This window comes from Solimicrobium silvestre, assembly GCF_002976435.1.
In the GTDB taxonomy this organism is placed as follows: domain Bacteria; phylum Pseudomonadota; class Gammaproteobacteria; order Burkholderiales; family Burkholderiaceae_D; genus Solimicrobium; species Solimicrobium silvestre.
In genome coordinates, this window is the sequence record NZ_PUGF01000001.1 from 454,281 (window position 1) to 479,426 (window position 25,146).

The 25,146-nt window shown below is 45.3% G+C and carries 17 protein-coding genes, 2 tRNA genes and 1 pseudogene; 1 reads left to right on the forward strand and 19 read right to left on the reverse strand.

The features are described from left to right. Window positions 1–63: 63 nt before the first annotated feature. The 8 genes and pseudogenes from S2091_RS01910 to S2091_RS01950 form a co-directional block, all read right to left on the reverse strand. Window positions 64–1,923: a glycoside hydrolase family 13 protein gene (locus tag S2091_RS01910; protein WP_243405278.1), complete on the reverse strand. Its 1,860-nt coding sequence runs from the start codon at window positions 1,921–1,923 to the stop codon at window positions 64–66. Window positions 1,924–1,946: 23 nt separating this feature from the next. Continuing rightward, complete coding sequence (locus S2091_RS01915) at window positions 1,947–3,302, reverse strand: MFS transporter (RefSeq protein ID WP_243405279.1); 1,356 nt, start codon at window positions 3,300–3,302, stop codon at window positions 1,947–1,949. Between the two features lie 163 nt (window positions 3,303–3,465). Next, the gene (locus tag S2091_RS01920; RefSeq protein WP_105530069.1) at window positions 3,466–6,201 is read right to left on the reverse strand and encodes a TonB-dependent receptor; all 2,736 of its coding nucleotides are present in this window, start codon (window positions 6,199–6,201) and stop codon (window positions 3,466–3,468) included. A gap of 883 nt (window positions 6,202–7,084) precedes the next feature. Continuing rightward, window positions 7,085–8,255 (reverse strand): annotated as a pseudogene (locus S2091_RS01925) (IS4 family transposase). A 505-nt stretch (window positions 8,256–8,760) separates the two neighbouring features. Further along, a tRNA-Glu gene (locus tag S2091_RS01935) sits at window positions 8,761–8,836 on the reverse strand. Between the two features lie 194 nt (window positions 8,837–9,030). Continuing rightward, window positions 9,031–9,106: transfer RNA gene (locus S2091_RS01940), tRNA-Ala, on the reverse strand. Window positions 9,107–9,237: 131 nt separating this feature from the next. Next, window positions 9,238–10,623, reverse strand: a complete 1,386-nt coding sequence (gene gltX / locus S2091_RS01945; RefSeq protein ID WP_207769583.1) for a glutamate--tRNA ligase — start codon at window positions 10,621–10,623, stop codon at window positions 9,238–9,240. Window positions 10,624–10,705: 82 nt separating this feature from the next. Then, the gene (locus S2091_RS01950) at window positions 10,706–11,656 is read right to left on the reverse strand and encodes a M23 family metallopeptidase (protein WP_105530072.1); all 951 of its coding nucleotides are present in this window, start codon (window positions 11,654–11,656) and stop codon (window positions 10,706–10,708) included. A gap of 64 nt (window positions 11,657–11,720) precedes the next feature. Here S2091_RS01950 and S2091_RS01955 point away from each other — a divergent pair, with 64 nt between their 5' ends. Continuing rightward, window positions 11,721–12,227 (forward strand): DciA family protein, encoded by a 507-nt coding sequence (locus tag S2091_RS01955; protein WP_105530073.1) that lies wholly within the window; start codon window positions 11,721–11,723, stop codon window positions 12,225–12,227. A 32-nt stretch (window positions 12,228–12,259) separates the two neighbouring features. Here S2091_RS01955 and lpxC read toward each other — a convergent pair whose 3' ends face one another. From lpxC to mraY, 11 genes are all read right to left on the reverse strand, one after another. After that, window positions 12,260–13,195: a UDP-3-O-acyl-N-acetylglucosamine deacetylase gene (gene lpxC, locus S2091_RS01960; RefSeq protein WP_105530074.1), complete on the reverse strand. Its 936-nt coding sequence runs from the start codon at window positions 13,193–13,195 to the stop codon at window positions 12,260–12,262. A gap of 354 nt (window positions 13,196–13,549) precedes the next feature. After that, window positions 13,550–14,068 carry a peroxiredoxin gene (locus S2091_RS01965; protein WP_105530075.1) on the reverse strand — a complete coding sequence of 173 codons (519 nt, stop codon included), beginning with the start codon at window positions 14,066–14,068 and terminating at the stop codon, window positions 13,550–13,552. A gap of 171 nt (window positions 14,069–14,239) precedes the next feature. After that, the gene (gene ftsZ, locus S2091_RS01970) at window positions 14,240–15,463 is read right to left on the reverse strand and encodes a cell division protein FtsZ (protein ID WP_105530076.1); all 1,224 of its coding nucleotides are present in this window, start codon (window positions 15,461–15,463) and stop codon (window positions 14,240–14,242) included. Between the two features lie 144 nt (window positions 15,464–15,607). Beyond that, window positions 15,608–16,840 carry a cell division protein FtsA gene (ftsA, locus tag S2091_RS01975; protein WP_105530077.1) on the reverse strand — a complete coding sequence of 411 codons (1,233 nt, stop codon included), beginning with the start codon at window positions 16,838–16,840 and terminating at the stop codon, window positions 15,608–15,610. 1 nt (window position 16,841) lies between these two features. Continuing rightward, the gene (locus tag S2091_RS01980) at window positions 16,842–17,615 is read right to left on the reverse strand and encodes a cell division protein FtsQ/DivIB (protein ID WP_105530078.1); all 774 of its coding nucleotides are present in this window, start codon (window positions 17,613–17,615) and stop codon (window positions 16,842–16,844) included. A gap of 47 nt (window positions 17,616–17,662) precedes the next feature. Then, window positions 17,663–18,643: a D-alanine--D-alanine ligase gene (locus S2091_RS01985; RefSeq protein ID WP_105530079.1), complete on the reverse strand. Its 981-nt coding sequence runs from the start codon at window positions 18,641–18,643 to the stop codon at window positions 17,663–17,665. Window positions 18,644–18,671: 28 nt separating this feature from the next. Then, entirely contained in the window at window positions 18,672–20,135 is a 1,464-nt protein-coding gene (gene murC / locus S2091_RS01990; protein ID WP_105530080.1) for a UDP-N-acetylmuramate--L-alanine ligase, read from the reverse strand. Next, entirely contained in the window at window positions 20,132–21,241 is a 1,110-nt protein-coding gene (murG, locus tag S2091_RS01995) for an undecaprenyldiphospho-muramoylpentapeptide beta-N-acetylglucosaminyltransferase (RefSeq protein ID WP_243405280.1), read from the reverse strand. Before murG ends, murC begins: the two co-directional genes overlap by 4 nt. Beyond that, window positions 21,238–22,428: a putative lipid II flippase FtsW gene (gene ftsW, locus S2091_RS02000; RefSeq protein ID WP_105530082.1), complete on the reverse strand. Its 1,191-nt coding sequence runs from the start codon at window positions 22,426–22,428 to the stop codon at window positions 21,238–21,240. The genes murG and ftsW overlap by 4 nt, the downstream gene beginning before the upstream one ends. A gap of 10 nt (window positions 22,429–22,438) precedes the next feature. Then, window positions 22,439–23,935 carry a UDP-N-acetylmuramoyl-L-alanine--D-glutamate ligase gene (gene murD / locus S2091_RS02005; protein WP_105530083.1) on the reverse strand — a complete coding sequence of 499 codons (1,497 nt, stop codon included), beginning with the start codon at window positions 23,933–23,935 and terminating at the stop codon, window positions 22,439–22,441. Between the two features lie 19 nt (window positions 23,936–23,954). Further along, complete coding sequence (mraY, locus tag S2091_RS02010; protein WP_105530084.1) at window positions 23,955–25,124, reverse strand: phospho-N-acetylmuramoyl-pentapeptide-transferase; 1,170 nt, start codon at window positions 25,122–25,124, stop codon at window positions 23,955–23,957. Window positions 25,125–25,146 lie beyond the last annotated feature (22 nt).

Genomic DNA, 25,146 nt, shown 5'->3' on the forward strand with positions numbered 1-25,146 from the left:
TATCTGTATCGATTCTAAAAATAGGAACTTCTTTTTATAGATGCCACTACGATTTATTTTTCGTTATTCCACTTCCAGTATCAAAGCGGATCGTGCAGGCACCGTTACCGATTTTTCGATGGTGATATTTTTCCCTGAGAGAACATCAACCGCATTGGTATGCGTACCCAGAATTTCGCTAAAACGCTTGGTTGCCAATTCAGTGCTTATTTTATTTTTATTCAACACCACCATAATGATCTTATGTTGATCAAACCTGAAATAGGTATAAGTGCCCTGATCTGGCGTGTAATGGAGTAATTTTCCACTGTGTATTGCCGATTGGGTCTTTCTCCAATTAAGTAATTTTTTTAAATAGTTTTGCAGATTTTTCTGCTCATCTGTCAGACCCACGCCATTAAATGCGTTGACTTTATCGCCTGCCCATCCTCCAGGAAAATCCTGTCGCGCCGCGCCATCGTCTCTTTCTTTTTTACTCTTCATGAGAATTTCGGTTCCGTAATAAAGTTGCGGAATCCGTGGCGCCGTCAGCACGTAAGCCAATGCCATTTTGACTAAGTCGACATCGTCGTTAAGCACCGAATATAAACGGCTGACATCATGATTTCCCTCAAACAAAACCAGGTTGCTTGGGTTGGGATATTGACTATCATTCGCTAATTCTTTATATAAATTGCTCAGGCCAGACTCCATAGATTCATCCTCGACCAGTGCATTGCGCAAAGCATTATTCAGCGGAAAATCCATCAGGCTCGGCAAATAAGATACGTAGCCGTTTGCATGGATTTTCCCTTTTTGCCAATATGAAACGATCGCAGGATTAAGGCTCCATTCTTCACCGACAATATTCAGATTAGGATATTCATCTGTTAGCCGATGCGACCATTCCGACAGGAAGGCTGTATCTGAATAGCCATACGTATCGACACGAATTCCAGATAGCCCGGCATATTCAACCCACCAAATCGAGTTTTGAATTTGATAAGTCGCGACAAAGGGATTTTGTTGATTCATGTCCGGCATGTTTTCAGTAAACCATCCAGCAGTAAAATTCTTTTGGTCCTCTTTGGAAGCGTAAGGGTCGCTCACTGTCGAGTGTGCGTGCTTGGTCGCTACAAATTTTCCGTCAAAGCTCAACCAATCCTGCATCGGCATATCTTTCATCCACCAATGCTCGGAACCGATGTGATTCAACACAATATCCTGTATCACTCCTATGCCCTTCTGCTTGGCAAGTGCCACCATGCGCTTGAAATCCTCGTTCGTTCCAAAGCGGGCATCAATTTTGTAAGTGTCTGTTGCGGCGTAGCCGTGATAGGAGTAGTTTTTTTGATTGTTCTCGATCAATGGTGTCGGCCAAATCGCGGTATAACCCATTGCCGCTATATAGTCCAAGTGATCAATAATCCCCTGGATGTCACCGCCATGTCGCCCTGCTTCATTGCTGCTACGGTTTAACCTATCGGTAAATCCAACCACGTTATCGTTGCGGGGATCACCGTTGGCAAAACGATCGGGAACAAGATTGAGTATCACATCCGAATTGCTAAAGCCTTTTCGATTTGCCGAATTTTTAACCCTTGCAAGTAAGGGATAAGGGTAAGTAATTAATTTACCTCCATTTTTAAACAGCAAGTCAACGCTACCGGCTACGGCGTCAGGCTGGATGATTAAGTTAATGAATACATAATTTCGATTTTTAACTGTAGCGACAGAGTCAATGCGCACACCGGGATAAGTTACATCAACCGTATAGGCGGCGATATTGTCGCCATGCACCATCAATTGCAAGCGGTCGCTTTTCATGCCGACCCACCAGGAGCCCGGTTCTATCCGTTCAATATTGTTCGTCGAGGCGAACGCGCCGGCTGACATCACCAACGTGATCAGCATAGTGAAATTGAAGACTATTTTTTTCATCATGGTAGGCAACCTTTAGCTCAACACTAACCGTTTTTATCCTGCACATTCATCACCAGTGCTGCAGCTACCAGCATGGAAAAACCACCTAAAGCCAAGGTGAGAACGGCTTCGCCATGAAACAGATTTTTAGTAAAAAATCCTAATATGCTGGCGGCCAGAATTTGTGGGATCACAATAAAGAAATTGAACGTGCCCATATACAATCCCATTTTATTAGCAGGCAAAGCGCCGGCCAGAATGGCATAGGGCATGGAAAGTATGCTGGCCCAGGCCATGCCTATGCCCATCATGGAAACGATCAGCATTTCCGGAGTGGTAACGAAATAAATTGAGATTAAACTGCATCCGCCGACGATCAGGCTGATTGCATGTGTCATTTTTCTGCTGGTGCGCTTGGCCAGCCAAGGCAGGGCAAATGCAAAAATGGCAGAAAATCCGTTGTAGACGGCAAAACAAACACCCACCCAGTTTGCGCCGTCATTGTAGAGCGCGGTACTTGGGTCAACGGAGTGATAAATATGCTTGGTGACTGCCGAGGTGGTATAAATCCACATCGCAAACAAGGCAAACCAGGTGAAGAACTGCACAAAGGCCAGCTGCACCATGGTTTTGGGCATATGACGGAAGTCGCTGAAGATCGAAAGCCAAGATGGCTGTTTTTCGCTATCAATATTCTTCCATGCTTCCGGATCTTGTTGGCGCAATTCTTGCGGCGAATACTCTTTGGTTTTAATCACTGTCCAGACTACCGCAGATAAAAAGGCAATCGCACCCAGATAAAATGAGTACACGACAGAATCCGGCAAGTGCCCAGGTAATGCACTATTTTCCACATGAAACCAGTTGGACAGCATATACGGCAGCGCGGATGCCACCACTGCGCCAATACCGATAAAAAAACTTTGAAACGCAAATCCGTTGGTCAACTGCTTTTGCGGCAGCATGTCACCGACAAAGGCACGGAATGGCTCCATCGAAATATTGATCGAGGAATCAAGTATCCAAAGTATGACAGTAGCTACCCATAGTGCTTTTGAATTCGGCATTGCGATCAGTGCCAGAGAAGCTAATATGGCACCAATTAAAAAATACGGACGTCTGCGCCCGAAACGATTCCAGGTACGATCACTTAAAAATCCAATTAACGGTTGTATCAGTAAACCAGTGCATGGTGCGGCAATCCACAGAATCGGAAGATCATCAATTTTGGCACCCAGCGTTTCAAATATGCGGCTGACGTTAGAATTTTGCAGGGCAAATCCAAATTGAATTCCTAAAAATCCAAAACTCATATTCCAAATTTGCCAAAACGAGAGCATTGGTTTTTTTGCGTAGTTTGCGATATCGTCGTTCAGCGGCATTTTTAATTTGGTTTGCATATCATCAATCTAAGAATTTATTCCTTCCCTACATTGCCGCTATCGAAAAATAAGCTGACTATTGTGGGGCGACTTCACAGTACTTCAGGCATTTTTAACTGAATGCACCAAAAAAACCTGCCATCCCGGAATGGCAGGTTTTAAACGCGAATTGAATCTAAGCCTAGAACTTATAATTCAAACCAGCCAACAGAGTACTACCGTACTTCTCATATTCCAGTGGTTGATTTGGTGTGCCTTGATACGTTTTATATGCTGCATTTGTCAGGTTACCCAACTGCAGGAATAAGCCGAGGTCTTTATACGTACCTTCTTGGAAGGTATATTCGATCTGAGCATCCACGATGGTTTCCGGCGCGATGAAGCGCAGGTTACGATTACCGGAAAAGTTTTCAATATCCCCTACAAACTCAGAACGATAACGCGCACCGATACGAGCAGAGAAGCCGCTCATTTCATAGTAAGCAGTCAAACTTGCTACGTGCTTCGACATACCTGGCAACGGGATAGCAGAGCCCACGTCAAATGTACTGGATTTGACAGTAATAGCACTGTTATTTAAGCCAGTGCTAGCCTGCAAGCCAAAACCCTTCAAGGACGGCGTCAACATATCCAATGGCAAGGAACTTGTCAGCTCCAGACCTTCGATACTTCCGCCCTGCCCGTTGTATTGCGAAGAATAGAAACCGGTGTTCGTAATCGCAATGGTGCCTGGAGTCCACTGAGAAAAATTATACAGGTTTGATTCATCGTAAATATAGCTGGTCAACTTTTTGTAATACATTGCAGCAGAAACATAGGCTTTCTTACCAAAGTATTTCTCAAAAGCCAGATCTACTGAATTAGCACGCCAAGGATTAAGTTGCGGATTACCGCCATTTCCGCTAGGAATCTGGGTCGATGTGGCCACGCTAAAATTAAAGCCGGAGTTCAAATCATCAAGACGTGGGCGCATTACCTGCTTACCTGCCGCAAAACGGATCACTTCGTTATCAGGTAATTCAAACACCAGATTCATTTGAGGTAAAACATCGGTGTAGGATTTACCAACCGTAGTTGGTGTTACTTCATTATTAAATCCAACCTCGCCGGTTGATGACTGTTTGGTGCCCTGCACCTGCAAACCGATATTACCTCTCAGGTTGATCGATGAACTGAGCTGATGATCCAGATTCGCCTTCACAAAAGTGGTCGCGATTTTTTCCGTCACACTCCATTCTGCAGCGACATTCTGAGGGGCATTAGGATCCGGATTGAATGGCTGAAAGTATTGCGCCATAATTCCAGGAACATTAAACGAAGGAATCGTTCCAGTACCAGAGAAGCCCAAATTTACCGGGGAATACAGCAGACCAGGAGATATAACCACACCATTCGGGGCAATCAGATTCTGATTTCCTTGTAGATTGCTATGATTTTTTATGTGATCGGTATAGTCCGCGCCAACATTAAAATCTGACACCCAATCACCGATCGATTTAGGTGCATTGATGGTAGCAACCAACTTAAAACCTTTGACTGTGTCATCGGTATGCGGAGCATGCCCTGAACCTTCACCGTATATCGTGTTGTTCAAATACAGCGTGTTCGGATTACTGTAGTTCAGTCCGCCGTTCATCGTCGGGAAACCACCTGTTGCCCAGTTGACGTTGCTCGTATCCAGTACCGGGCCACCCGTTGCAGTAATCAACTGCGTGTTCATCTCATGATAGTTTTCATTACGTACTGCTTTCGAATAATTCAGATCAGCCAGCAATTTCCAGCCGTCGAATTTCATCGTGTTACCCCAACCCAGAGACTTAATGTTGTCCTCTCTGTCATTGTATTCGCCACGCACCAACGGATACACGCCACTAAGCGTGCCGCCATTCAGTACACCATTGGACGCATTGGCGGACGTAAAAACAGGAGACGGGTTATTCCCACCGCCCCAGCTCAGATTCTCTTCCCATTGATTGGCCGTGGTGATTTCGCTGAATTTCGAGTAGAACAAATCGACCTTACTGGTGAAATCTTTATTTGGCTTCCATTCCAGAGTACTGACCAGACCGTCACGTTTTGTCGTGCCACTGGTAGCCAGGGATTTAATACCATTCATTTCGGAGGTATTAGCCGGAGTGCCCGGCAATTGATTTACAGACCATGGCTCATACAAACCGGTTTCATGATCATTACGCGGCGATTGAAGATGTGCAACGCCAATCTGGATACCAATAGTACGATCAGCAAACTGGTCAATGTAGTTGATACTGAAGCGATTGCCTTTATCTGAAGAATTGGCGATAGGACCAAGCGAATTTTTTTCACCGCGCACATTCATGGAAACTGTGCGCCCCGGAAAGGCCAGGGGATCAAATGTCTGCATATCGATCGTACCGGACAGACCCTGATCGATCAGGGCGGCATCTGGTGTCTTGTAAATAACGACACCGCCAAACAATTCAGCAGGATATTGATCGAATTCAGCAGCACGGTTATCACCCGTAGTGGCTTGCTCACGACCATTTAACGTCGTCGACGCAAAATCTGGTGACAAACCGCGGATACTGATTGTTTGCGCCCGGCCAGCAACGCGCTGCGCAGCTACACCTGGTAAGCGTGCAATCGATTCAGCAATACTCTGATCAGGCAACTGACCAATATCTTCTGCGGAAATCGCCTCAACGATAGAAGTCGAATCCCGTTTCACCGAAATTGCGTTTTCAATACCGCTACGAATACCGGTAACAACCACCGTATTTGCGCTTGCATCCGCTTGTTGATCTTTATCTGCCTGTTGCGCATAAACAGATCCGGCGGTGGACAATAAAATGGCGCAACCTGCCGCAATTGGGCTTATTTTAAAAATCACACTATTCAAGCCTGACACCTGAGAGCGTTTGGTCGTAAAAATTTTCATGCATGTCTCCTGAATTTTTTTTATGGCGATACATTTTTTTGTATGGCGCTTTAACGTATCAAGTTTTTCTTCCTTGAAATTACTTGATCGAAACAATTTTGTATTAAAACTAAACTACAGGTCAATAAAAAATCAAAGAAAAACATTAAATTATAAAAAATAAGTAAAATATTCCTATATATGTTGTTTGCTTTCATCAAATTAACCATTAATTTATAGTAGTAAAACTACATATTATTATGTCGTACATGTTGATTATTAAATTTTTACCAAAGCGCTTTAAATTAAATTATCAAAAAATCCAAAGCGCTTTTAAAACCAATCTCGATTAATAAATTCTGACTAGTCTGCTTATTTTTTAATCTACAAACTAAACGATGGAAGGAAGGGGTACTGTTACTTCATTCGAATTAACAGTGAAAGTGAAAATGAGCGAAATGAAAAGCAAGGAATGACGATTTAACTCTATTAGAAGTGTGGCATGAAGTAAATCCTTACAGAACTGCGCCAAAAGCGGCTTATCGCTTTACAGCGTGAGGTTGATTAGTGCGTGAATTTTACCTGCAGCATTAGCACCTCTTTGGTTCAACGAAAACAAAAACAAAACCGGATTGCACAACCGTCTAGGGCTAGACTGACCCAGGAAGTGTGCCCTACTTAAATTTCAGGCAAAAATGCGCAAAATAATCGATTCGATTTATTAAATTCTTATGTAACTTATTCGCTCGCCCCCCCCAAAACCGCATATGCCAGAAAAAATTGCTGCTCTGTACTGTGCACAGGGCAGCTAACACGAAAATTTAAAATACTGGAGGTTAATTCGACTCCATATCGCATGCACTACAGCGGGCTTAAAATATTGAAACGGAGCAGTAGTGTCCGGTTAAAAATCGAATAAATTCAATTGGTTAGCGGTGGGTGCTGTTTCAGAAATGTAGCCATCGGTCTGAAAGGCGCATGAAATCTGAGTTTTCTCAAAAACGGAGACCGATAAAATCTGTAATAAAGTGTAGGGCGAGGCGTTCAATTGCAATTCCTTTTTAATAATGGCGATCAGCACATAAGTCGAGATGGCGCACCAGATTTGCGTCTTCACGGCGTTCTCGCTGTTACCCAAAAAATATTTGATGCGCAAATACTGCTTAATCCATTTGAAGAACAATTCAACCTGCCAACGACTTTTGTACAGCGCCGCAATGGTTGTTGCTGGCAGCGCAGTATTGTTCGTCAAAAACACCAACGTCTGACCGGTATCAGCATCTTTGAATCGAATCCGACGCAGAAATTCCGAATATTCTTTCGACTTTATAAAACCCGTTCAGACAAATGGTTTGGTCACAAATTATTCCCATGTCTTTGTTAACTAGCGCAGAATAAATGCACCTAAAATTCATATTAATTTTGGCCCGAGTTACAAAAAATGCTCCGGCCTGATGCATGTTGTAGAGCCGTTCAAAATCCAGATAACCTCGATCCATAATGTAGAACGCACCCGCTTCTATCGGCAAAAAATCAAGCACCTTCACTTCATGCATTTTTCCATCGCTGATATGGATAAATGCGGGTATCGCCCCTCGCAAATCAAGCAGTGTATGCAGTTTGATTGCAGCTTTGGCCTTACGAAACGGAACCCAATCAAACAGCGACAAACACAGGTCAATCGTTGTGGCATCCAATGCATAAACACTGGCATCAAGATCCACCGTCATCGGCGCATCAGCGTACAACTCTCTGGCTCGTATAATCAATCGCTGAGCCAGCGCATGATAGATTCGCCAGTCACGTTGATTGAGTGCATCAGACAGTGTGGATCGTGCCGGAATATTCTTCAATCCCATGTGAAACAACTTCGCCCGATTGGCAGTCAGGCAAACTTCAATGTCCCGCAACGACTCACGCCAGGTCAGCTGCGAAAATCCCATGATCCGAAACAAATCGGCACAACTCAGGGTCTTTACTCCAGCGTCACCACCATGCCGACCGATGATGCGACTGAAATTTTTCCATGGCACGAATTCCATAACCTGCGCAAACAGCGTTTTGCCCATGTTCATGCTTAACCCCAAGTTCAATAAACCGGAGATTATCGCAAATGGCAAATTTCAGTTTCAAATCGTGGATACCCCTAAATCCGTCAAAACCCGCACCAGCATTAGCTTTGCCGGCTATGACCCTCAATTTAACCGGACACTAGTGGAATTAAATATAAAAACATTAAATCTATATTCCGAGGGGCATTATTCCATATATATCAAATATGTTGCTTCTTATTAATATCGGATATTCAATGAAATTATTTTCAAAACTAGCAAGATCGCATAACGTTGAGGATTTCAGAACGATTTAAATTTTTTAAAAAGTAGCGCAAATGAAAATAGTTTATTTACTCACTACAAAATAAATACTAAATGCAGTCGGACATATCCTTAAACATCGCATCAGGATAATTTTGAATGATTATCAAAAAGAAAATAAAAACTACAACCCTAAGTCCAGTAGCCCTATTCGCTTAACGCAAACAAAAAAGCCACGCATATAGCGTGGCTTTTTTGTTGATACTGGCGTCCCCAAGGGGATTCGAACCCCTGTACTCACCGTGAAAGGGTGATGTCCTAGGCCTCTAGACGATGGGGACAAAAATCTGTCCTTGTTACTGACCTGTGCTTCTTACTGCATTTTTTCTCAGCTAACTTTTAACTAGCTCCGAAGCAAGACCGAGATTATAGTATGACTTTTTAATCTCTGCAAGAAATAATTTCATATTTCTGCATTTTTCTTACTTCCTCTTCACTTTAATAACTAATATGTGTTTTACATACATCAGTTACTTGGTGGAGGTGAGCGGAATCGAACCGCTGACCTCTTGCATGCCATGCAAGCGCTCTACCAACTGAGCTACACCCCCCTCGCGAAGAAACGAGACTATAGCAAAACTTGCTGCTGCTTACAAGTTTTTTCTGCGCTTTTTAACCTGCTTGCAATGGCTAGTTAATTTCTCTATTTAGAGTAGTTATGCTGCGAATGTTATTGAATAAATTAAATACCCTGCAAAATTCTACTCACCACTACATCGCGTCCAAATAACTCCAGCACAGCATCAATTGATGGGGTCTGCAATTGCCCGGTCACCAGCAAACGCAACGGCATAGCTAGCTGTGGCATTTTTAATCCGTGCGCAGCCAAGGTCGATTTCATTAATGCTGATAGGTCAGCTTTATTCCATGCAACAGTCGCGCATTGCTCTACAAACGATTGCAATGCCGGACGTACCGCATCGGTTAAGTGTTGTACTAACAAGGCTGCATCTGGTTGCGGTTGGCGATAAAACAGCATGGCACTATTCGCCAACTCTACTGTGGTATTTGCGCGTTCTTTTAGCAAGCCAATGACCGCATCCAACGGTGGTGCGCCATCAAACTGAGCGTCTGGCATGGCCGGTTTAACCAAGCCAGCTAAACGAGAATTGTCGGCCAATTTGATGTAGTGATTATTCAACCAGGCTAATTTTTCTGGGTTGAATTGCGCTGGCGATTTTGAGAGGTGATCTAAATTAAACCAGCTGCACATTTGTTCCATGCTAAACACTTCATCATCGCCGTGACTCCAACCTAAACGCGATAAATAGTTCAGCATCGCTTCGGGTAAATAACCTTGCGCCGGATAATCCATTACGCTAACTGCACCGTGCCGCTTGGATAATTTTTCACCGTCAGCGCCGAGAATCATCGGTACGTGACCATATTTAGGTAACGTCGCTCCTAATGCCTGCAAAATATTAATTTGGCGCGGCGTATTATTCACATGATCGTCACCACGTATCACGTGGGTGATTTGCATGTCCCAGTCGTCGACCGCAACACAGAAATTATAGGTTGGCGTACCGTCCGGACGTGCGATCACCAAATCGTCCATTTCACGATTCGCAATCGTGATTTGGCCTTTGACTACGTCATCCCAAGTGACTTCGCCATCCAACGGATTTTTAAAACGAATTACTGGTTTGCGATCAGCTGGAATGCTTGGCAAAGTTTTGCCAGCCTCTGGCCGCCAGGTTCCGTCGTAGCGCGGTTTCTCACCAATCGCGCGCTGTTTTTCGCGCATCGCTTCGACTTCTTCTGGGGATGAATAACAATGGTACGCACTACCCGCTGCCAGCATTTCTGCCAACACCGCAGAGTAACGCTCCATGCGCTTCATTTGATAAAACGGGCCTTCGTCATGTTGCAAACCTAGCCATTCCATACCTTCAATAATGGCTTGTACTGCTTCTGGCGTGGAGCGCTCTAAATCGGTATCTTCGATACGCAGTACAAAAGTACCGCCGAAATGACGGGCAAAAGCCCAAGAGAATAAAGCGGTGCGTGCTCCGCCTAAATGAAGATAACCGGTCGGGCTAGGGGCAAAACGTGTACGAACTTTCATGGCGTGCAATGTGCTTGTAAATTTTACAAACAGAGTAAAGTGGAAAGCGTCATTGTAACGGGGAAGCTGCCATCCCCGCTATTCAATTTGCAGCAACTGGATTTGCCGGATTGGCTTGGTTTGCACCAGCCATTAAAAATTTGTTGGGATTTTGCGGGCGGCCTTTTAATAGCACCTCAAAATGTAAATGCGCACCGGTGGAGCGCCCTGACGTGCCGATATCGGCCACATGTTGTCCACGTTTTACAATATCGCCAACTTTTGCCAGAATGCGCGAGCAATGCGCATAGCGTGTCACTAAATCATTTCCATGATCAATTTCTAACATATTGCCAAATTGGGGGTGGTATTCAGCAGTGATTACCACACCGCCCGCTGCTGCGACAATCGGGGTTCCCACTGGGGCGGGGAAATCGAGCCCTTCATGAAATGCTTTTTGTCCGGTAAACGGATCTAAGCGCCAGCCGAAACTCGACGAGTTAAAAGTCACGTTAACGGGTTGCGAAGTAGGTAATAAGCGCGAGCGAACTTTGTATTCCATTAATGTCGTCTCTACCACATTCAGAAAATCTGAGCGACGATCTAAATCGATCGATAAAGCATCCAGCGTAGTTTGAAATTCAGACATGCTCAACGTCGGCGCATTAGCAGACGGCGCTATGCCTCCGCGTGGTGGCGCATTTTTAAAATTAAACTCTTCCGGCTTAACACCTGCCAAACCTTGTACACGTTCACCCAAGGCATCCAACTGCATCACTTGTGCCTGCATTTCACCTAGCTTGATCGCCATCTTAGCTAAATTTTGCTTCATGTATTTTGCTTGTGAATTGCTGTCCGGAGCACTAAATTCAACAGGAAGAAGATTACGAACCGATTCGGAATAGTTAGCCAAACGAAGGCATAATAGGGAGAGTAAAAAACTGCCCACAACGACCATCAGCGTCAAGCCAAACAATGCCAGGTAAACATGCTTTTGCGTTATTTTGATTGACTTTGCTCGCGTGAAGCGCGGGTGCATTACAATAATTTGCATCAATACTCCAGTAACACAGAATCTAAGGTAACTCTAAGGTAACATCGAGCTTATGGCAACACCAATGAAAACCAACCGTCCGTCAACCGCTCCGTTTAGGGCCGGCTCTGCGCGCCCAGCGAACAAGGGCAAACCAAGCCAAAGTGTTGAAGTGAATTCACTATTGCGTAACCAGCTTGCGCACTTGTGGCCAACTATTAGCAATAACGCTGCATTACAAAAAGAATGTGCGACAGCTTTACCGCAGTTATTTTTATATTGCCAAGTGCTTCAGCTTGAGGCCGAACAATTAGTACTTGCAGCACCGAATGCGGCACTTGCCAGCAAACTGAAACAGCAGCTTCCAAAACTTCAAACAGCATTACAAAAAGCTGGGTGGCAGATTAACGCAATCCGCATTAAAGTACAAGTCACTCTGGCGCTGCATAACGAACCGGCTGAAAAACAATGCCTTTTTTCCGATTCGGCATTAAAAGCTTTTGACAGCTTGGAAAAGAATTTGGCCGGATCAAAGCACAATGACGAATTACTCGGCGCGCTACGTACGCTGTTGAACCGGCACAAAAAATAGCTGCAATAATTAGGTAAAAAAACCTCGCCCGATTACGTCGGCAACCACTGTTCGGCGACTTGTTTTAAATAGGAATGTGGTGCTAATTCCATGCTGTCAAAACTAATAATCTCGTAAGCATCGGGTTGCGCCAGCAAGGCGCGGAGCAGCTGGTTATTCAAACCATGACCTGATTTGTGTGCGCTGTAACTGGCTAATAAAGGATGGCCGATCAAATATAAATCACCGATCGCATCTAAAATTTTATGACGCACAAATTCATCTTCGTAGCGCAAGCCATCGGCATTTAAAATCCGAAACTCATCTAATACAATCGCATTTTCAAACGAACCGCCGCGTGCCAGGCCAATCCCACGCAGGCTTTCCACATCTTGCATAAAGCCGAAAGTACGCGCTCTTGCCACGTCTTTTACATATGAAACGCTACCGAAATCTACCTCAGCAGTTTGATTTGTGCCATCAACTGCTGGATGATTAAATTCAATAAAAAATTTTAATTTATATCCATGGTACGGATCTAACCGCGCCCACTTTTCCGTCGCGCCCGCACCTTCCCGCACTTCAACCGGTTTTAAAATACGGATGAATTTTTTGGCGGCTTCCTGCTCTTCTTTTCCAGCTTGCTGTAACAGGTAGACGAAAGAAGAGGCAGAACCATCCATAATGGGGATTTCTTCCGCGCTCACGTCGATATATAAATTATCAATGCCAAGGCCAGCGCAGGCCGACATAACGTGTTCAACCGTGGAAATTTTTACGCCGCCTTGCGTTAAGGTTGACGCCATGCGCGTGTCGCCAACGCCTAGTGCGGAGGCAGGAAATTCAACGGGAGGATCTAAATCTACGCGCCTGAAAACTATCCCGACATCGATTTCTGCCGGACGCAATGTGAGTTCTACTTTGGTACCCGAATGCAAACCGACACCGATCGTTTTGGCGATTGTTTTAATTGTTCTTTGCTTTAACATAATTTCGAGGGTAAATTTTGCTGGTAAAAATAAGGCGACTGAGCGAAAGATACACCTTTTCACTGACGATATGCCAAAACGAAACAAGAAGTTTCATTTCAGAATACGATAGTATTTATTGAATAAAACACCTTAATTTGCGAGTAAACAGCTTGGGATTGAAAATATACACCATAAAAATTAGATTTTTATGGTCAGAAATCCCATTAGCTACGTTAAAAAATCTCAAGAAACAGGGGGAGTATATGAATTTCGTGCTTTATACACGTTTTTTTACTTATAAACCGCTTAATCTGTGTTGAATTGTGAAGTAAAACCAAACACAGATTAAACGATCGGCACACTATTACAGCATTACGCCAATTGCGCTAACAAAGTTTCAGCATTGGACACTTCAAATTTGCCGCCCTGCTCAACGTTGAGCTGCTTCACTACACCATCGACCACCAACATCGAATAACGCTGTGAACGCACGCCCATACCGTGCTTACTAAAATCTGCATCTAGCCCTAAAGCGCGACTAAAGTCAGCATTGCCGTCGCCCATCATACGCACGATATCGGTTGCTTTTTGGTCACGTCCCCAAGCACCCATCACGAAAGCATCATTCACTGAAATACACCAGATTTCATCTACGCCAGCCGCTTTTAATTGAGCGGACAAAGCAACATAACCCGGCACATGCTGTGCTGAACAGGTTGGTGTGTACGCACCAGGCAAACCAAAAATAGCGATGGTTTTACCTTTAGTTAAATCAGCAACGTTAAACGTATTTGGGCCGATGCTGCAAGCACCGCTTGCCACTTCAATGTATTCAGCCAAACTGCCATTCGGTAATTTGTCGCCAATTTTAATTTGTGCAGTAGTAGTCATTACACTCTCCTTGAGTTGAGTTAAATTGAATCTGTATTAAAAAAACGCCGCAAACAGGGCTGTTTGCGGCGTTTACAGCTAAGGCGCTAGTATGCCTGAGTCTAATTTTATTTGCTGAATGGTCGATTATTCAGTTTCGTATCAACCATTTAACTAACGAGTACGATTTGCTTAGTCAGCTTGCTTACGTAAAAATGCCGGAATATCGTAAGTTTCCATTCCGTTTTTCTCTAACGCACGTACTGTTTCAGAAGCAGATTCACGACGCCAGACAGCAGGACCTTTTGGACTATCAAAACCATGCATAGAACCGCTGGTCGTTTGGGTAGTTCCGCCTTGCGCACCATGAGCAACATGTCCAACATTAATATTACCGGACATCACAGGTTCATTATTCGTACCAGTGCGCAGCATTGGTGCTTGTTGAACCAACTGGATAGATTTTTTACTACGACCCAAACCAGTAGCCACTACTGTTACGCGAATGTTGTCGCCCATGTTATCGTCGTACGCAATACCTTGTGCAATCGACGCGTCAGGTGCAGCAAACGCACGCACCGCAGCCATCACTTCACGGATTTCTTTACCTTTTAAGCTGCGACTTGCAGTGACATTCACTAACACACCACGCGCGCCGGATAAATCAATGCCATCCAACAGCGGTGAAGCAACGGCTTGTTCCGCCGCGATACGCGCACGATCAATACCGGAAGCAGTTGCGGTTCCCATCATGGCTTTACCTTGCTCGCTCATGATGGTTTTTACGTCATTGAAATCGACGTTGATATGGCCTGGAACATTAATGATTTCAGCGATACCGGCAACGGCGTTATTTAAGACATCATCCGCATGCTGCATCCACTCCAGCATCGTGCCATCTTCGTAAATTTCTTCGAGCTTTTCATTCAAAATGATAATCAGGGAATCGACATGCTCAGACAATGCTTCCAAACCGGCATCGGCGATGTCCATGCATTTTTGGCCTTCGTAAGAGAATGGCTTAGAAACCACGGCCACGGTTAACGCGCCTTGTTCTTTAGCGATTTTCGCAACGATCGGTGCAGCGCCAGTACCAGTACCGCCGCCCATACCTGCAGCAATAAATACCATGTGCGCGCCGCGCAATGCATCTTCAATACGTGCTTTTGATTCTTCAGCTAACTGACGACCAACCTCAGGTTTCATGCCAGCACCCAAACCGGTTTCACCAATTTGGATAACGTTGTGCGCATTAGAATGAGCCAGCGCCTGTGCATCGGTATTTGCGGCAATAAACTCAACGCCGCTCACACCTTTGTTAATCATGTGCTGAACTGCATTTCCGCCAGCACCGCCAACACCCACCACTTTAATGATGGTACCTTGCGTAGCATTATCTATCATTTCAAATTCCATTGCATGTTCCTCCAGGTTGGCAGTTCCTAGTCATTAATCATCACATTACTTCACATTGTCACGACTAACGACTAAACACTGCATTGTGCACAACATTATAAATTGATCACTCCATTTTTACAGTAAATTTTCTGTAAGAAATAGTTAAAAAGTCCCAAAAAACCACTCTTTCATGCGCTGCCAAACTGCCTTTGCTGAACCTTCTTGACGCGACACTAAATGCCCGCGTAAATACTGCTTCTTTGCTTCCAACAACAACCCTAACACTGTCGAATAACGCGGGCTACGAACCACGTCGGATAACTGTCCCTGATATTCCGGCATGCCGATACGAGTCGGCTTCAAAAAGATATCTTCCGCCATCTCAACCATGCCCGGCATCATGCTACTACCACCGGTCAACACCACGCCGGAAGACAATACATCTTCATAGCCTGATTCACGAATTACCTGATGCACAAAAGCGAATAATTCTTCTACTCGCGGCTCAATCACTGCAGCCAACGCCTGGCGCGACATGGAGCGCGGCTCGCGGTCACCAAGACCAGGCACTTCCAGCGTTTGCGCAGGATCAGCCAACGTTTGTTTGGCGACACCAAAACGAATTTTTATCTCTTCCGCTTCGGCGGTTGGCGTGCGTATCGCCATGGCGATGTCATTGGTGATCTGGTCGCCGGCAATCGGTATCGTGACGGTGTGACGGATCGCACCTTCGCTAAACACCGCAACGTCGGTCGTGCCGCCACCGATATCAATCAACACTACGCCTAATTCTTTTTCATCCAAGGTCAGCACCGCATCTGCCGATGCCATCGGTTGCAGAATTAAATCGGCTACTTCCAAACCGCAACGACGCACGCATTTCACAATATTTTGTACCGCCGATACCGAGCCGGTCACGATGTGTACTTTGACTTCCAAACGGATTCCGCTCATACCGATCGGTTCTCGCACATCGTCCTGATTATCAACAATAAATTCTTGCGGTACGGTGTGCAGCAATTGCTGATCGGTGGAGATATTAATCGCTTTAGCGGTTTCTATTACACGTGACACATCCGCAGCGGTCACCTCTTTATCTTTAATCGCCACCATGCCGCGTGAATTAATGCTGCGAATATGGCTTCCCGCAATGCCGGTATACACATTTCTAATTTTGCAGTCGGCCATTAATTCGGCTTCTTCAAGAGCGCGCTGAATAGATTCAACAGTAGCTTCAATATTAACAACCACGCCTTTTTTCAGACCTTTGGATTCATGCTGCCCAAGACCGATCACTTCATGCCTTCCGTCTGGCATCACTTCAGCCACAACGGCAACCACTTTAGAGGTTCCGATATCTAAACCAACGATCAAATTTTTTGCATCTTTTGTCATATCATTGCTTCTTCTTTTTTCCAACAACGCTCAATTCCTGCCCCAGGTTTTTTAATGCAAAACCATTTGGATAGCGCAGGTCCACGCTCTCAATTTTTCCTTGCAAGCGGTTGGTTAATTCCGGATATACGTGTAATAACCGAGACACTCTTTCCTTCAATACCGCACTGTTTTCTTCACGCCCTAACTGCACTGCCACACCATTGTCCAACTTAATCAACCATGCATAACGCTTGCTATATGCGACTGCTAACGGAGTTAATTCAATCGCTTTAAACCATTCTTTAAATTCCAGATAATGCGCCAACACGTCTTTCTCACTACCTACCGGGCCACTAAATTCCAGCAACTTGGTATCTTCTTCCGCTTCAGCCAGATTGGCGGTAAATATTTCACCTTTTACCGACAGTAATTGCCCATCTTCTCCCCAAGTGCCGAGCGGCATATGCTCTTCCAGAGTAACGATCAATTTATCAGGCCATTCGCGTCGCACAGAAGCTTTTCTCACCCAAGGCACCTGTTCAAATGAACTTCGTACCGTGTCTAAATTGGTGGTAAAAAAATTCCCTTTAATTCGAGGTAGCGCTGTGCTGCGAATAATTTCTGAATTCACATGCTTTAAAACAGTATTGTCTTGCCCTTCAACCTGAATCACGTTCAACGTAAACATCGGGCGATGCATCACAACCCATATACCGGACAACAATAACAATAAGGCACACGCACCAAATAAAACATTTGCCGTTGCATTTAATAATTTAATGTCTTGCCACATGCGTGCGCGCTCTTCTCTATCTTTTTAATGTAGAACTAACATGGAATCTATGGCTTCCAATCAGCTGATACATGTAAATCAAGTTCCGCCATCTTTAAAATTTCAAGGCATAACTCGGCGTAGCCCAATCCTGCTACTCTGGCTGCCATCGGCACCAAAGAATGTCCCGTCATGCCAGGGGAAGTATTCATTTCCAGCAAAAACGCTTTATTATCTGAGGCGCGCACCATCACATCACCTCGCCCCCAACCACGACAACCAAGCACCTTATACGAAGCAACCATCATTTCCTGAATGGCGCGAGCCTGTTCTTCCGGCAATCCAGACGGACAAAAATATTGGGTATCGTCGGTGAAATATTTATTCTGATAATCATAATTCGCGTCAGGTGCAGCAATACGAATCAGCGGCAATGCATGCGCAGATTCATCTTTACCCAAAATGGCGCAAGTCAGTTCGATACCTTCAATAAATTGTTCGGCAATCACTGCACTATCAAAGCGCGCCGCCAGCGCATACGCTGCAGGCAATTGGCTCACTTCGGTGACTTTAGTTAAGCCCATCGTTGAACCTTCATGTGCAGGTTTAACGATTAACGGCAACTCCAAATACTGCGCAATCGCTGCCCAATCACTGGCGCCCGACAACATGGCGAATTTAGGCGTTGATAAGCCACTAGCTAGCCAGATGCGTTTAGTCATGGCTTTATCCATCGCCAGTGCAGAGGCCAATACGCCAGAACCTGTGTAGGGAATTCCCAATTGTTCTAATGCACCTTGCAAAGTGCCATCTTCACCATAACGACCATGCAATGCGATAAATACCCGGTCAAATTTTTGCTCGGCTAGTTCGGCCAAGCTTTGCACGCCAGGATCAAACGCGTGCGCATCAACACCGAGGCTTTGCAATGCAGATAAAACACCGGTGCCAGACATGATAGACACTTCACGTTCCGCTGAGCGTCCGCCAAATAGCACGCCGACTTTGCCTAATTCTTGCACTGCGCTGTTTATAGTTACGTTTGTCATTGTGTCCGCCATTTCCTTATTCACTTACTTATTCACTTGCTTGTTCAATTTTAGTCGCTGCAGAATTAGCTTCAATCTGAATCGCTATTTGATCCTGAGAATTTACCAATTGTGCCGGCACGCCATTAATCGACCCAGCACCCATCGTAATTACCACGTCGCCATCTTTCAAAATACCTAATAAGGTAGACGCAAAATCAGTAATGTTTTCAACAAAAACCGGATCAACCTGACCTAATACGCGCAAAGCGCGTGACAGGCTACGACCATCCGCCGCGACGATTGGCGGTTCACCGGCTGCATAGACTTCAGCTAACACAACTACGTCAGCACTCGACATGACTTTAACGAAATCTTCAAATAAATCACGGGTACGCGTATAACGATGCGGCTGAAACGCCAGCACTAATCTACGCCCAGGATATGCACCGCGCGCCGCCGACAAGGTTGCCGCCATTTCGACCGGATGGTGTCCATAATCATCCACCAAAGCAAAGCGACCAACTGGCATACCTGCTTGCGCTGGCAATGCAATTTCACCGTAACGTGTGAAGCGACGTCCAACACCATTAAAGTCATTCAGTGCTGTTTGAATATCCTCGTTTGAAACACTTAATTCACGGGCAATCGCTATCGCAGCGCAGGCATTTTGCACATTATGCATACCAGGTTGATTCAAGCTGATTTGCATGTCCGGATAATCTTTTTGTATTACCGTAAATTGCATTTTTCCGGCAACCGCCACGGCATTCACTGCACGCACATCGGCTTCAGCATGAAAACCATAAGTAGAAATTGGCTTAGAAATAAACGGCATGATTTCACGGACATTGGCATCGTCCAAACACAGCACCGCAACACCATAAAACGGCAGGCGCTGAGTAAACTCAATAAATGCCTGTTTGAGCTTGGCAAAATCATGACCATAGGTTTCCATATGGTCGGCGTCAATATTGGTAATCACCGAGATAACTGGTGACAGATTTAAAAATGACGCATCCGATTCATCGGCTTCTGCCACAATAAAATCACCACTACCCAATTTCGCATTGGCACCGGCACTATTTAATAAGCCGCCGATGACAAAGGTAGGATCTAATCCGCCTTGTGCCAACACGCTTGCGACTAAACTCGTGGTCGTGGTTTTGCCATGCGTACCGGCAATCGCAATACCTCTTTTTAAGCGCATCAATTCCGCCAGCATCATGGCACGTGGCACGATAGGTACATGCGCGGCGCGTGCAGCAAGAACTTCAGCGTTATCCGATTTCACTGCGGTTGAAGTGACGACCGCGTCAGCACCGATAATATTTTTCGCGTCATGGCCCAACATGATTTTGGCGCCCAATTTAGCTAAGCGCTGAGAAGCTGCATTACTTGCCAAATCCGATCCCGACACGGCATAGCCAAGGTTCATCAAGACCTCAGCAATTCCGCTCATACCTGAGCCACCGATACCAACAAAATGCAGATGTTTTACTTTATGTTTCATGATTGCTTCCCTGACCGCTTTCCGATCAATTCTTCCAACACATCGGCAATTTTATTATTCGCTTGCCGCTGTCCGATTTTATAAGCCGCTTCTGCCAATACCTGGCAATCCGCGCGCGTCATTGTTTTCAACAATTGCGCTAATTTTTCTGCTGTCATTTCTTTTTGCGGCAAATGCAACGCCGCTTGTTGTTCCGCCATCCAGCTAGCATTATTACTTTGGTGCGTAGTAGAAGAAGCCATCAATGGCACCAACACACTTGCCACACCAGCGGCCGTTAACTCCGACACGGTAATTGCCCCGGCCCGACAAATAACCAAATCTGCGCTGGCGTATTCGCTCGTCATATCATCAATAAATGCGACCACTTTTGCCTGCACTTGCGCTTTTTCATAAGCTGCTTGCAACGCGGCTATATTCGCCTTGCCTGATTGATGCGTAACGTTCGGGCGCAATTCTGTCGGCAATAAGGCTAATGCTGCTGGCAATGTTTCATTCAAAATTTTAGCGCCTAAACTTCCACCGACGACTAATATATTCAATGGTCCACTGCGTCCAAAAAACCGTACTGTTGGAATTGGCAATGTACAAATTTCACTGCGTACCGGATTACCGGTTACTTGCGCAATAGAAGCTGCCACACCGAAATCAGCCGGAAATCCAAACAAAACCCGTTGTGAAAATCGGGCTAAAAATTTATTCGATAACAAAAGCGCCGCATCAGCATTCACCAACACCAAAGGTATGCCACGTAACTTGGCCATTAATCCGCCCGGCACGGTCACATAACCGCCCATACCCAAAACCACATCAGGCTTGCGCTGCCCTAAAAACTGGAAACAGCGCAAAAAACTAGCCACCAATTTCACTGCGCCAGTTAAGCTATGACGCCATCCCTTGCCGCGCATGCCCGCAAAATCCAACACATCCATCGCGATATTATTTTTAGCAACAATCTCGCCTTCCATTCCGTGTGCCGTACCTAACCAGCTTACTTCCCAACCGCGTTCTTGCAAGGTTTTTGCAATTGCCAGCCCGGGGAAAATATGCCCGCCAGTCCCTGCCGCCATAATCATGATGCGTTTAGCTTTAGTCGCCATATTCATACGCCGCGACCTCCGCGCATTAACGCCCGATTTTCATAATCAATACGTAACAAAATCGCCAATCCAACACAATTAATTAACACGCCTGAACCGCCGTAACTCATTAACGGCAAAGTAAGTCCTTTGGTTGGCAACAAACCCATATTCACGCCCATATTAATAAACGCTTGCACGCCTATCCAAATTCCGATGCCTTTAGCGGTTAAGCCGGCAAAAGTTAAATCTAACGCAATCGCCTGGCGTCCAATATCAAACGCTCGTTTTACTAGCCAGTAAAATAAATACACCACGACGATAACGCCAACAAATCCTAGTTCCTCGCCAATTACCGCCAACAAAAAATCGGTATGCGCTTCAGGTAAGTAATGCAGTTTTTCAACGCTGCCGCCTAATCCTACGCCGAAGATTTCGCCGCGCCCAAAGGCAATCAATGAATGCGATAACTGATACGCCTTGCCCAGTGCATTGTCTTCCTGCCACGGATTGAGATAAGCAAAAATCCGTTCACGCCGCCAAGGCGAGAGCACAATCACCAGACTAAAAATACCGACTAACAGAGTCGCAATACCACCGAACCAAATTCCGTTGATACCGCCTAAAAACAATATCCCCATTGCGATACAAACGATCACGCCAAACGCACCTAAATCCGGCTCTAACAACAGCAGCAATCCAACAAAACCAACTGCCAACGCCATCGGCATAAAGCCTTTAGATAATTTATGCATGTATTGCTGTTTGCGCACGGTATAGTCGGCTGCATACAAAACTACAAACAGTTTCATTAATTCCGATGGTTGAACGTTTAATACTTTCAAAGACAGCCAACGCTTGGCACCATTAACCCCTTTGCCTAAGCCGGGAATTAATACTGCAACTAACAATATCAAGGTAATCACAAAAAAATACGGCGCGTACTTTTGCCAGATTTCCAGCTTGATGTGGAATACGCCATATCCCACCATCAAAGAAAAACAAATAAACAACGCCTGCCTAATCAAAAAATGATTATTGGTATAGCCAGCATACTTCGGTGAATCAGGCAGTGAAATGGATGCGGAATACACCATCACCATTCCAAACAACATCAAAATAACTGTTACCCACACCAACATTTGGTCGTACTCCAGCATAGGCGAACGACCGCTATGCTTTGAGGACCACAGTGCGGATAGACTTGATTTCATGATTCAACTCTCACAAGCCAACCTCACCACGCGTATAACCAACTTCTTTGACTGCATCAATAAATACTTGTGCGCGATGTGCGTAATTTTTAAACATGTCAAAACTTGCGCAAGCCGGTGACAGCAAAACCATGTCTCCAGAACGTGCCATTGCTGCAGCTTCAGATACGGCTTGTTCCATGCTAGCGCAACGCACTAACTCGGCACCGCTACTATCCAGCGCCAAAGCAATTTCATCCGAAGCCTCGCCAATCAAAAATACAGCGGCGACTGATTTCGCTACCGGGTCATGCAATGGCGTGAAGTTTTGACCTTTTCCGGCGCCACCAGCAATTAATAAAATTTTGGAATGGGCACTGGCTAATCCATTAATAGCCGCAACAGTCGCGCCTACATTGGTGCCTTTGCTGTCATCGTAATAATCGACCTGGTCAATGGTGGCAATTAATTCCACGCGATGCGGCTCACCCTGATATTCACGCAAGCCATGCAGCAACGGCGCCAATGGCAAATCTATCGCACGACACAACGCCAAGGCAGCAAGCGCATTGGTGGCATTATGATTACCTCTGATTTTCAGCGCGTCGGCCGGCATTAAGCGTGCAACATGCACTTCAACTTCGACTGCAATCTGATTTTTTAATTTACGCTTAGTTGGCGCTGCTTCATCTTCCACTGCATTCGCCACACACAACCAATTCATGCCGTGCTCACTGTGCAAACCAAATTCGCCTGGGCGTTTTGGAGCTGATTGGCCAAACGTAAATTGCTCAGTTGCCAGCGTTTGCATGCCCATCACAGCACTGTCGTCGCGGTTTAAAACTTGTACGGTGTGCTCAGAAAAGATACGTGCTTTATCAGCAGCATAAGCTTCCATGCTGCCGTGCCAATCCAGATGATCTTGCGTCAGATTGAGTACCGTTGCCGCATCTGCCTGCAAACTGTAGGTACTATGTAATTGGAAGCTAGATAATTCCAACACCCATACTTCCGGCAAGCGATTTTCATCTAACGCGATACGTAACACATCCAATACCGCCGGGCTGATATTTCCCGCAATCCGCACACTTTTACCAGCACGTTCTACTAACAATCCAACCAAACTGGTTACCGTGGTTTTGCCATTGGTACCCGTAATCGCCAACACTTTAGGCTGATAATTTTGTGCTTCTCGCAAATGCAATAAACTTTGCGCGAAAATTTCTATTTCGCTCCACACAGGAATTGCTCGTTGCGCTGCTATCGGCGCTATTTCAGCGAGCTCATTATTTTCAGACAAACCTGGGCTCGCGACGATGAAGTCAATGTCATCCAACAAGGCTGGGCTAAATTTTCCACTAATAAATTCACATTGCGGTGCAATGTCCATTAACTGAGCTAACCGCTCCGGTGCTTCACGCGTATCAGCAACACGCAGTACCGCACCACAACGCACCAGCCAATGCGCTGCAGCCAGACCGGATTCCCCGAGTCCTAATACCAGTACTTTTTTATTCGAATAGCTCATGCTTATATCGTATTTAAATTTAACGTAACTTCAGGGTTGATAAACCCAACAACACCAACATCATGGTAATAATCCAGAACCGCACTACAACCTGCGTTTCTTTCCAGCCTTTTTGTTCAAAATGATGGTGCAACGGCGCCATCAAAAACAGGCGCTTTCCTGTGCCAAATTTCTTTTTAGTAAATTTAAAATAACCCACTTGCAAAATCACGGAAATCGTTTCAACCACAAACACACCGCCCATCATGAATAAAACAATTTCCTGACGCACAATCACGGCTATCGTTCCTAATGCACCGCCTAATGCTAATGCACCAACGTCACCCATGAATACTTGCGCCGGATGTGCGTTAAACCATAAAAAAGCTAATCCCGCTCCGGCCATTGCGCCGCAAAAAATCAGTAATTCGCCTGCACCTGGAATATGCGGAAGCAATAAGTATTTTGAATAACTAGCATTACCGGTCACGTAGGCAAATAAGCCCAAGGCGCTTCCTACCATGACGGTTGGCATAATGGCCAAACCATCTAAACCGTCAGTCAGATTTACCGCATTGCTGGTGCCGACAATGACAAAATAAGTCAGTGCAATAAAACCCCAAACGCCTAATGGATAACTGATCGTTTTAAAAAACGGTACGATCAAATCGGCTTTGTTTGGCAAGTCCATCGTAAAACCGGATTGAACCCAGTTTATGAAAATATCAAAAAACTGACCATTGGACGGTGCTGAAACAGAGAAGGCCAAATACACAGCTGCCACGATGCCGATCAGTGATTGCCAAAAATATTTCTCTTTAGAGGCCATTCCTTTTGGGTCTTTAAAAACGACTTTGCGATAATCATCAACCCAACCAATCGCGCCAAAACCCAAGGTCACAACGAGCACCACCCAAACAAAACGATTACTTAAATCTGCCCACAATAAAGTGGAAATACCAATTGAAATCAACAACAAAACGCCGCCCATAGTTGGCGTCCCGGATTTGATTAAATGTGTTTGCGGGCCATCAGTACGCACCGCCTGACCAACTTTTAAGCGCGTCAACATACGGATAACACCTGGGCCTGCCAAAAGGCCTATCGTGATAGACGTTAAGGTAGCAAATACGGCGCGAAACGTGATGAAATTAAAAACACGTAATACGCCCATATCTTGCTGAAAATATTGTGCCAACCATAACAACATAAGACATTCTTTCTTTATTTAT

Bases quoted from the DNA above. Each gene is read 5' to 3' on its own strand.
- mraY (WP_105530084.1), bottom strand. From the start codon at position 25,124: ATGTTGTTATGGTTGGCACAATATTTTCAGCAAGATATGGGCGTATTA.
- murG (WP_243405280.1), bottom strand. From the start codon at position 21,241: ATGAATATGGCGACTAAAGCTAAACGCATCATGATTATGGCGGCAGGG.
- ftsA (WP_105530077.1), bottom strand. From the start codon at position 16,840: ATGACAAAAGATGCAAAAAATTTGATCGTTGGTTTAGATATCGGAACC.
- gltX (WP_207769583.1), bottom strand. From the start codon at position 10,623: ATGAAAGTTCGTACACGTTTTGCCCCTAGCCCGACCGGTTATCTTCAT.
- murC (WP_105530080.1), bottom strand. From the start codon at position 20,135: ATGAAACATAAAGTAAAACATCTGCATTTTGTTGGTATCGGTGGCTCA.
- S2091_RS01950 (WP_105530072.1), bottom strand. From the start codon at position 11,656: ATGCAAATTATTGTAATGCACCCGCGCTTCACGCGAGCAAAGTCAATC.
- S2091_RS01965 (WP_105530075.1), bottom strand. From the start codon at position 14,068: ATGACTACTACTGCACAAATTAAAATTGGCGACAAATTACCGAATGGC.
- S2091_RS01980 (WP_105530078.1), bottom strand. From the start codon at position 17,615: ATGTGGCAAGACATTAAATTATTAAATGCAACGGCAAATGTTTTATTT.
- S2091_RS01985 (WP_105530079.1), bottom strand. From the start codon at position 18,643: ATGACAAACGTAACTATAAACAGCGCAGTGCAAGAATTAGGCAAAGTC.
- ftsW (WP_105530082.1), bottom strand. From the start codon at position 22,428: ATGAAATCAAGTCTATCCGCACTGTGGTCCTCAAAGCATAGCGGTCGT.
- S2091_RS01915 (WP_243405279.1), bottom strand. From the start codon at position 3,302: ATGCAAACCAAATTAAAAATGCCGCTGAACGACGATATCGCAAACTAC.
- S2091_RS01920 (WP_105530069.1), bottom strand. From the start codon at position 6,201: ATGAAAATTTTTACGACCAAACGCTCTCAGGTGTCAGGCTTGAATAGT.
- S2091_RS01910 (WP_243405278.1), bottom strand. From the start codon at position 1,923: ATGATGAAAAAAATAGTCTTCAATTTCACTATGCTGATCACGTTGGTG.
- ftsZ (WP_105530076.1), bottom strand. From the start codon at position 15,463: ATGGAATTTGAAATGATAGATAATGCTACGCAAGGTACCATCATTAAA.
- S2091_RS01955 (WP_105530073.1), top strand. From the start codon at position 11,721: ATGAAAACCAACCGTCCGTCAACCGCTCCGTTTAGGGCCGGCTCTGCG.
- murD (WP_105530083.1), bottom strand. From the start codon at position 23,935: ATGAGCTATTCGAATAAAAAAGTACTGGTATTAGGACTCGGGGAATCC.
- lpxC (WP_105530074.1), bottom strand. From the start codon at position 13,195: ATGTTAAAGCAAAGAACAATTAAAACAATCGCCAAAACGATCGGTGTC.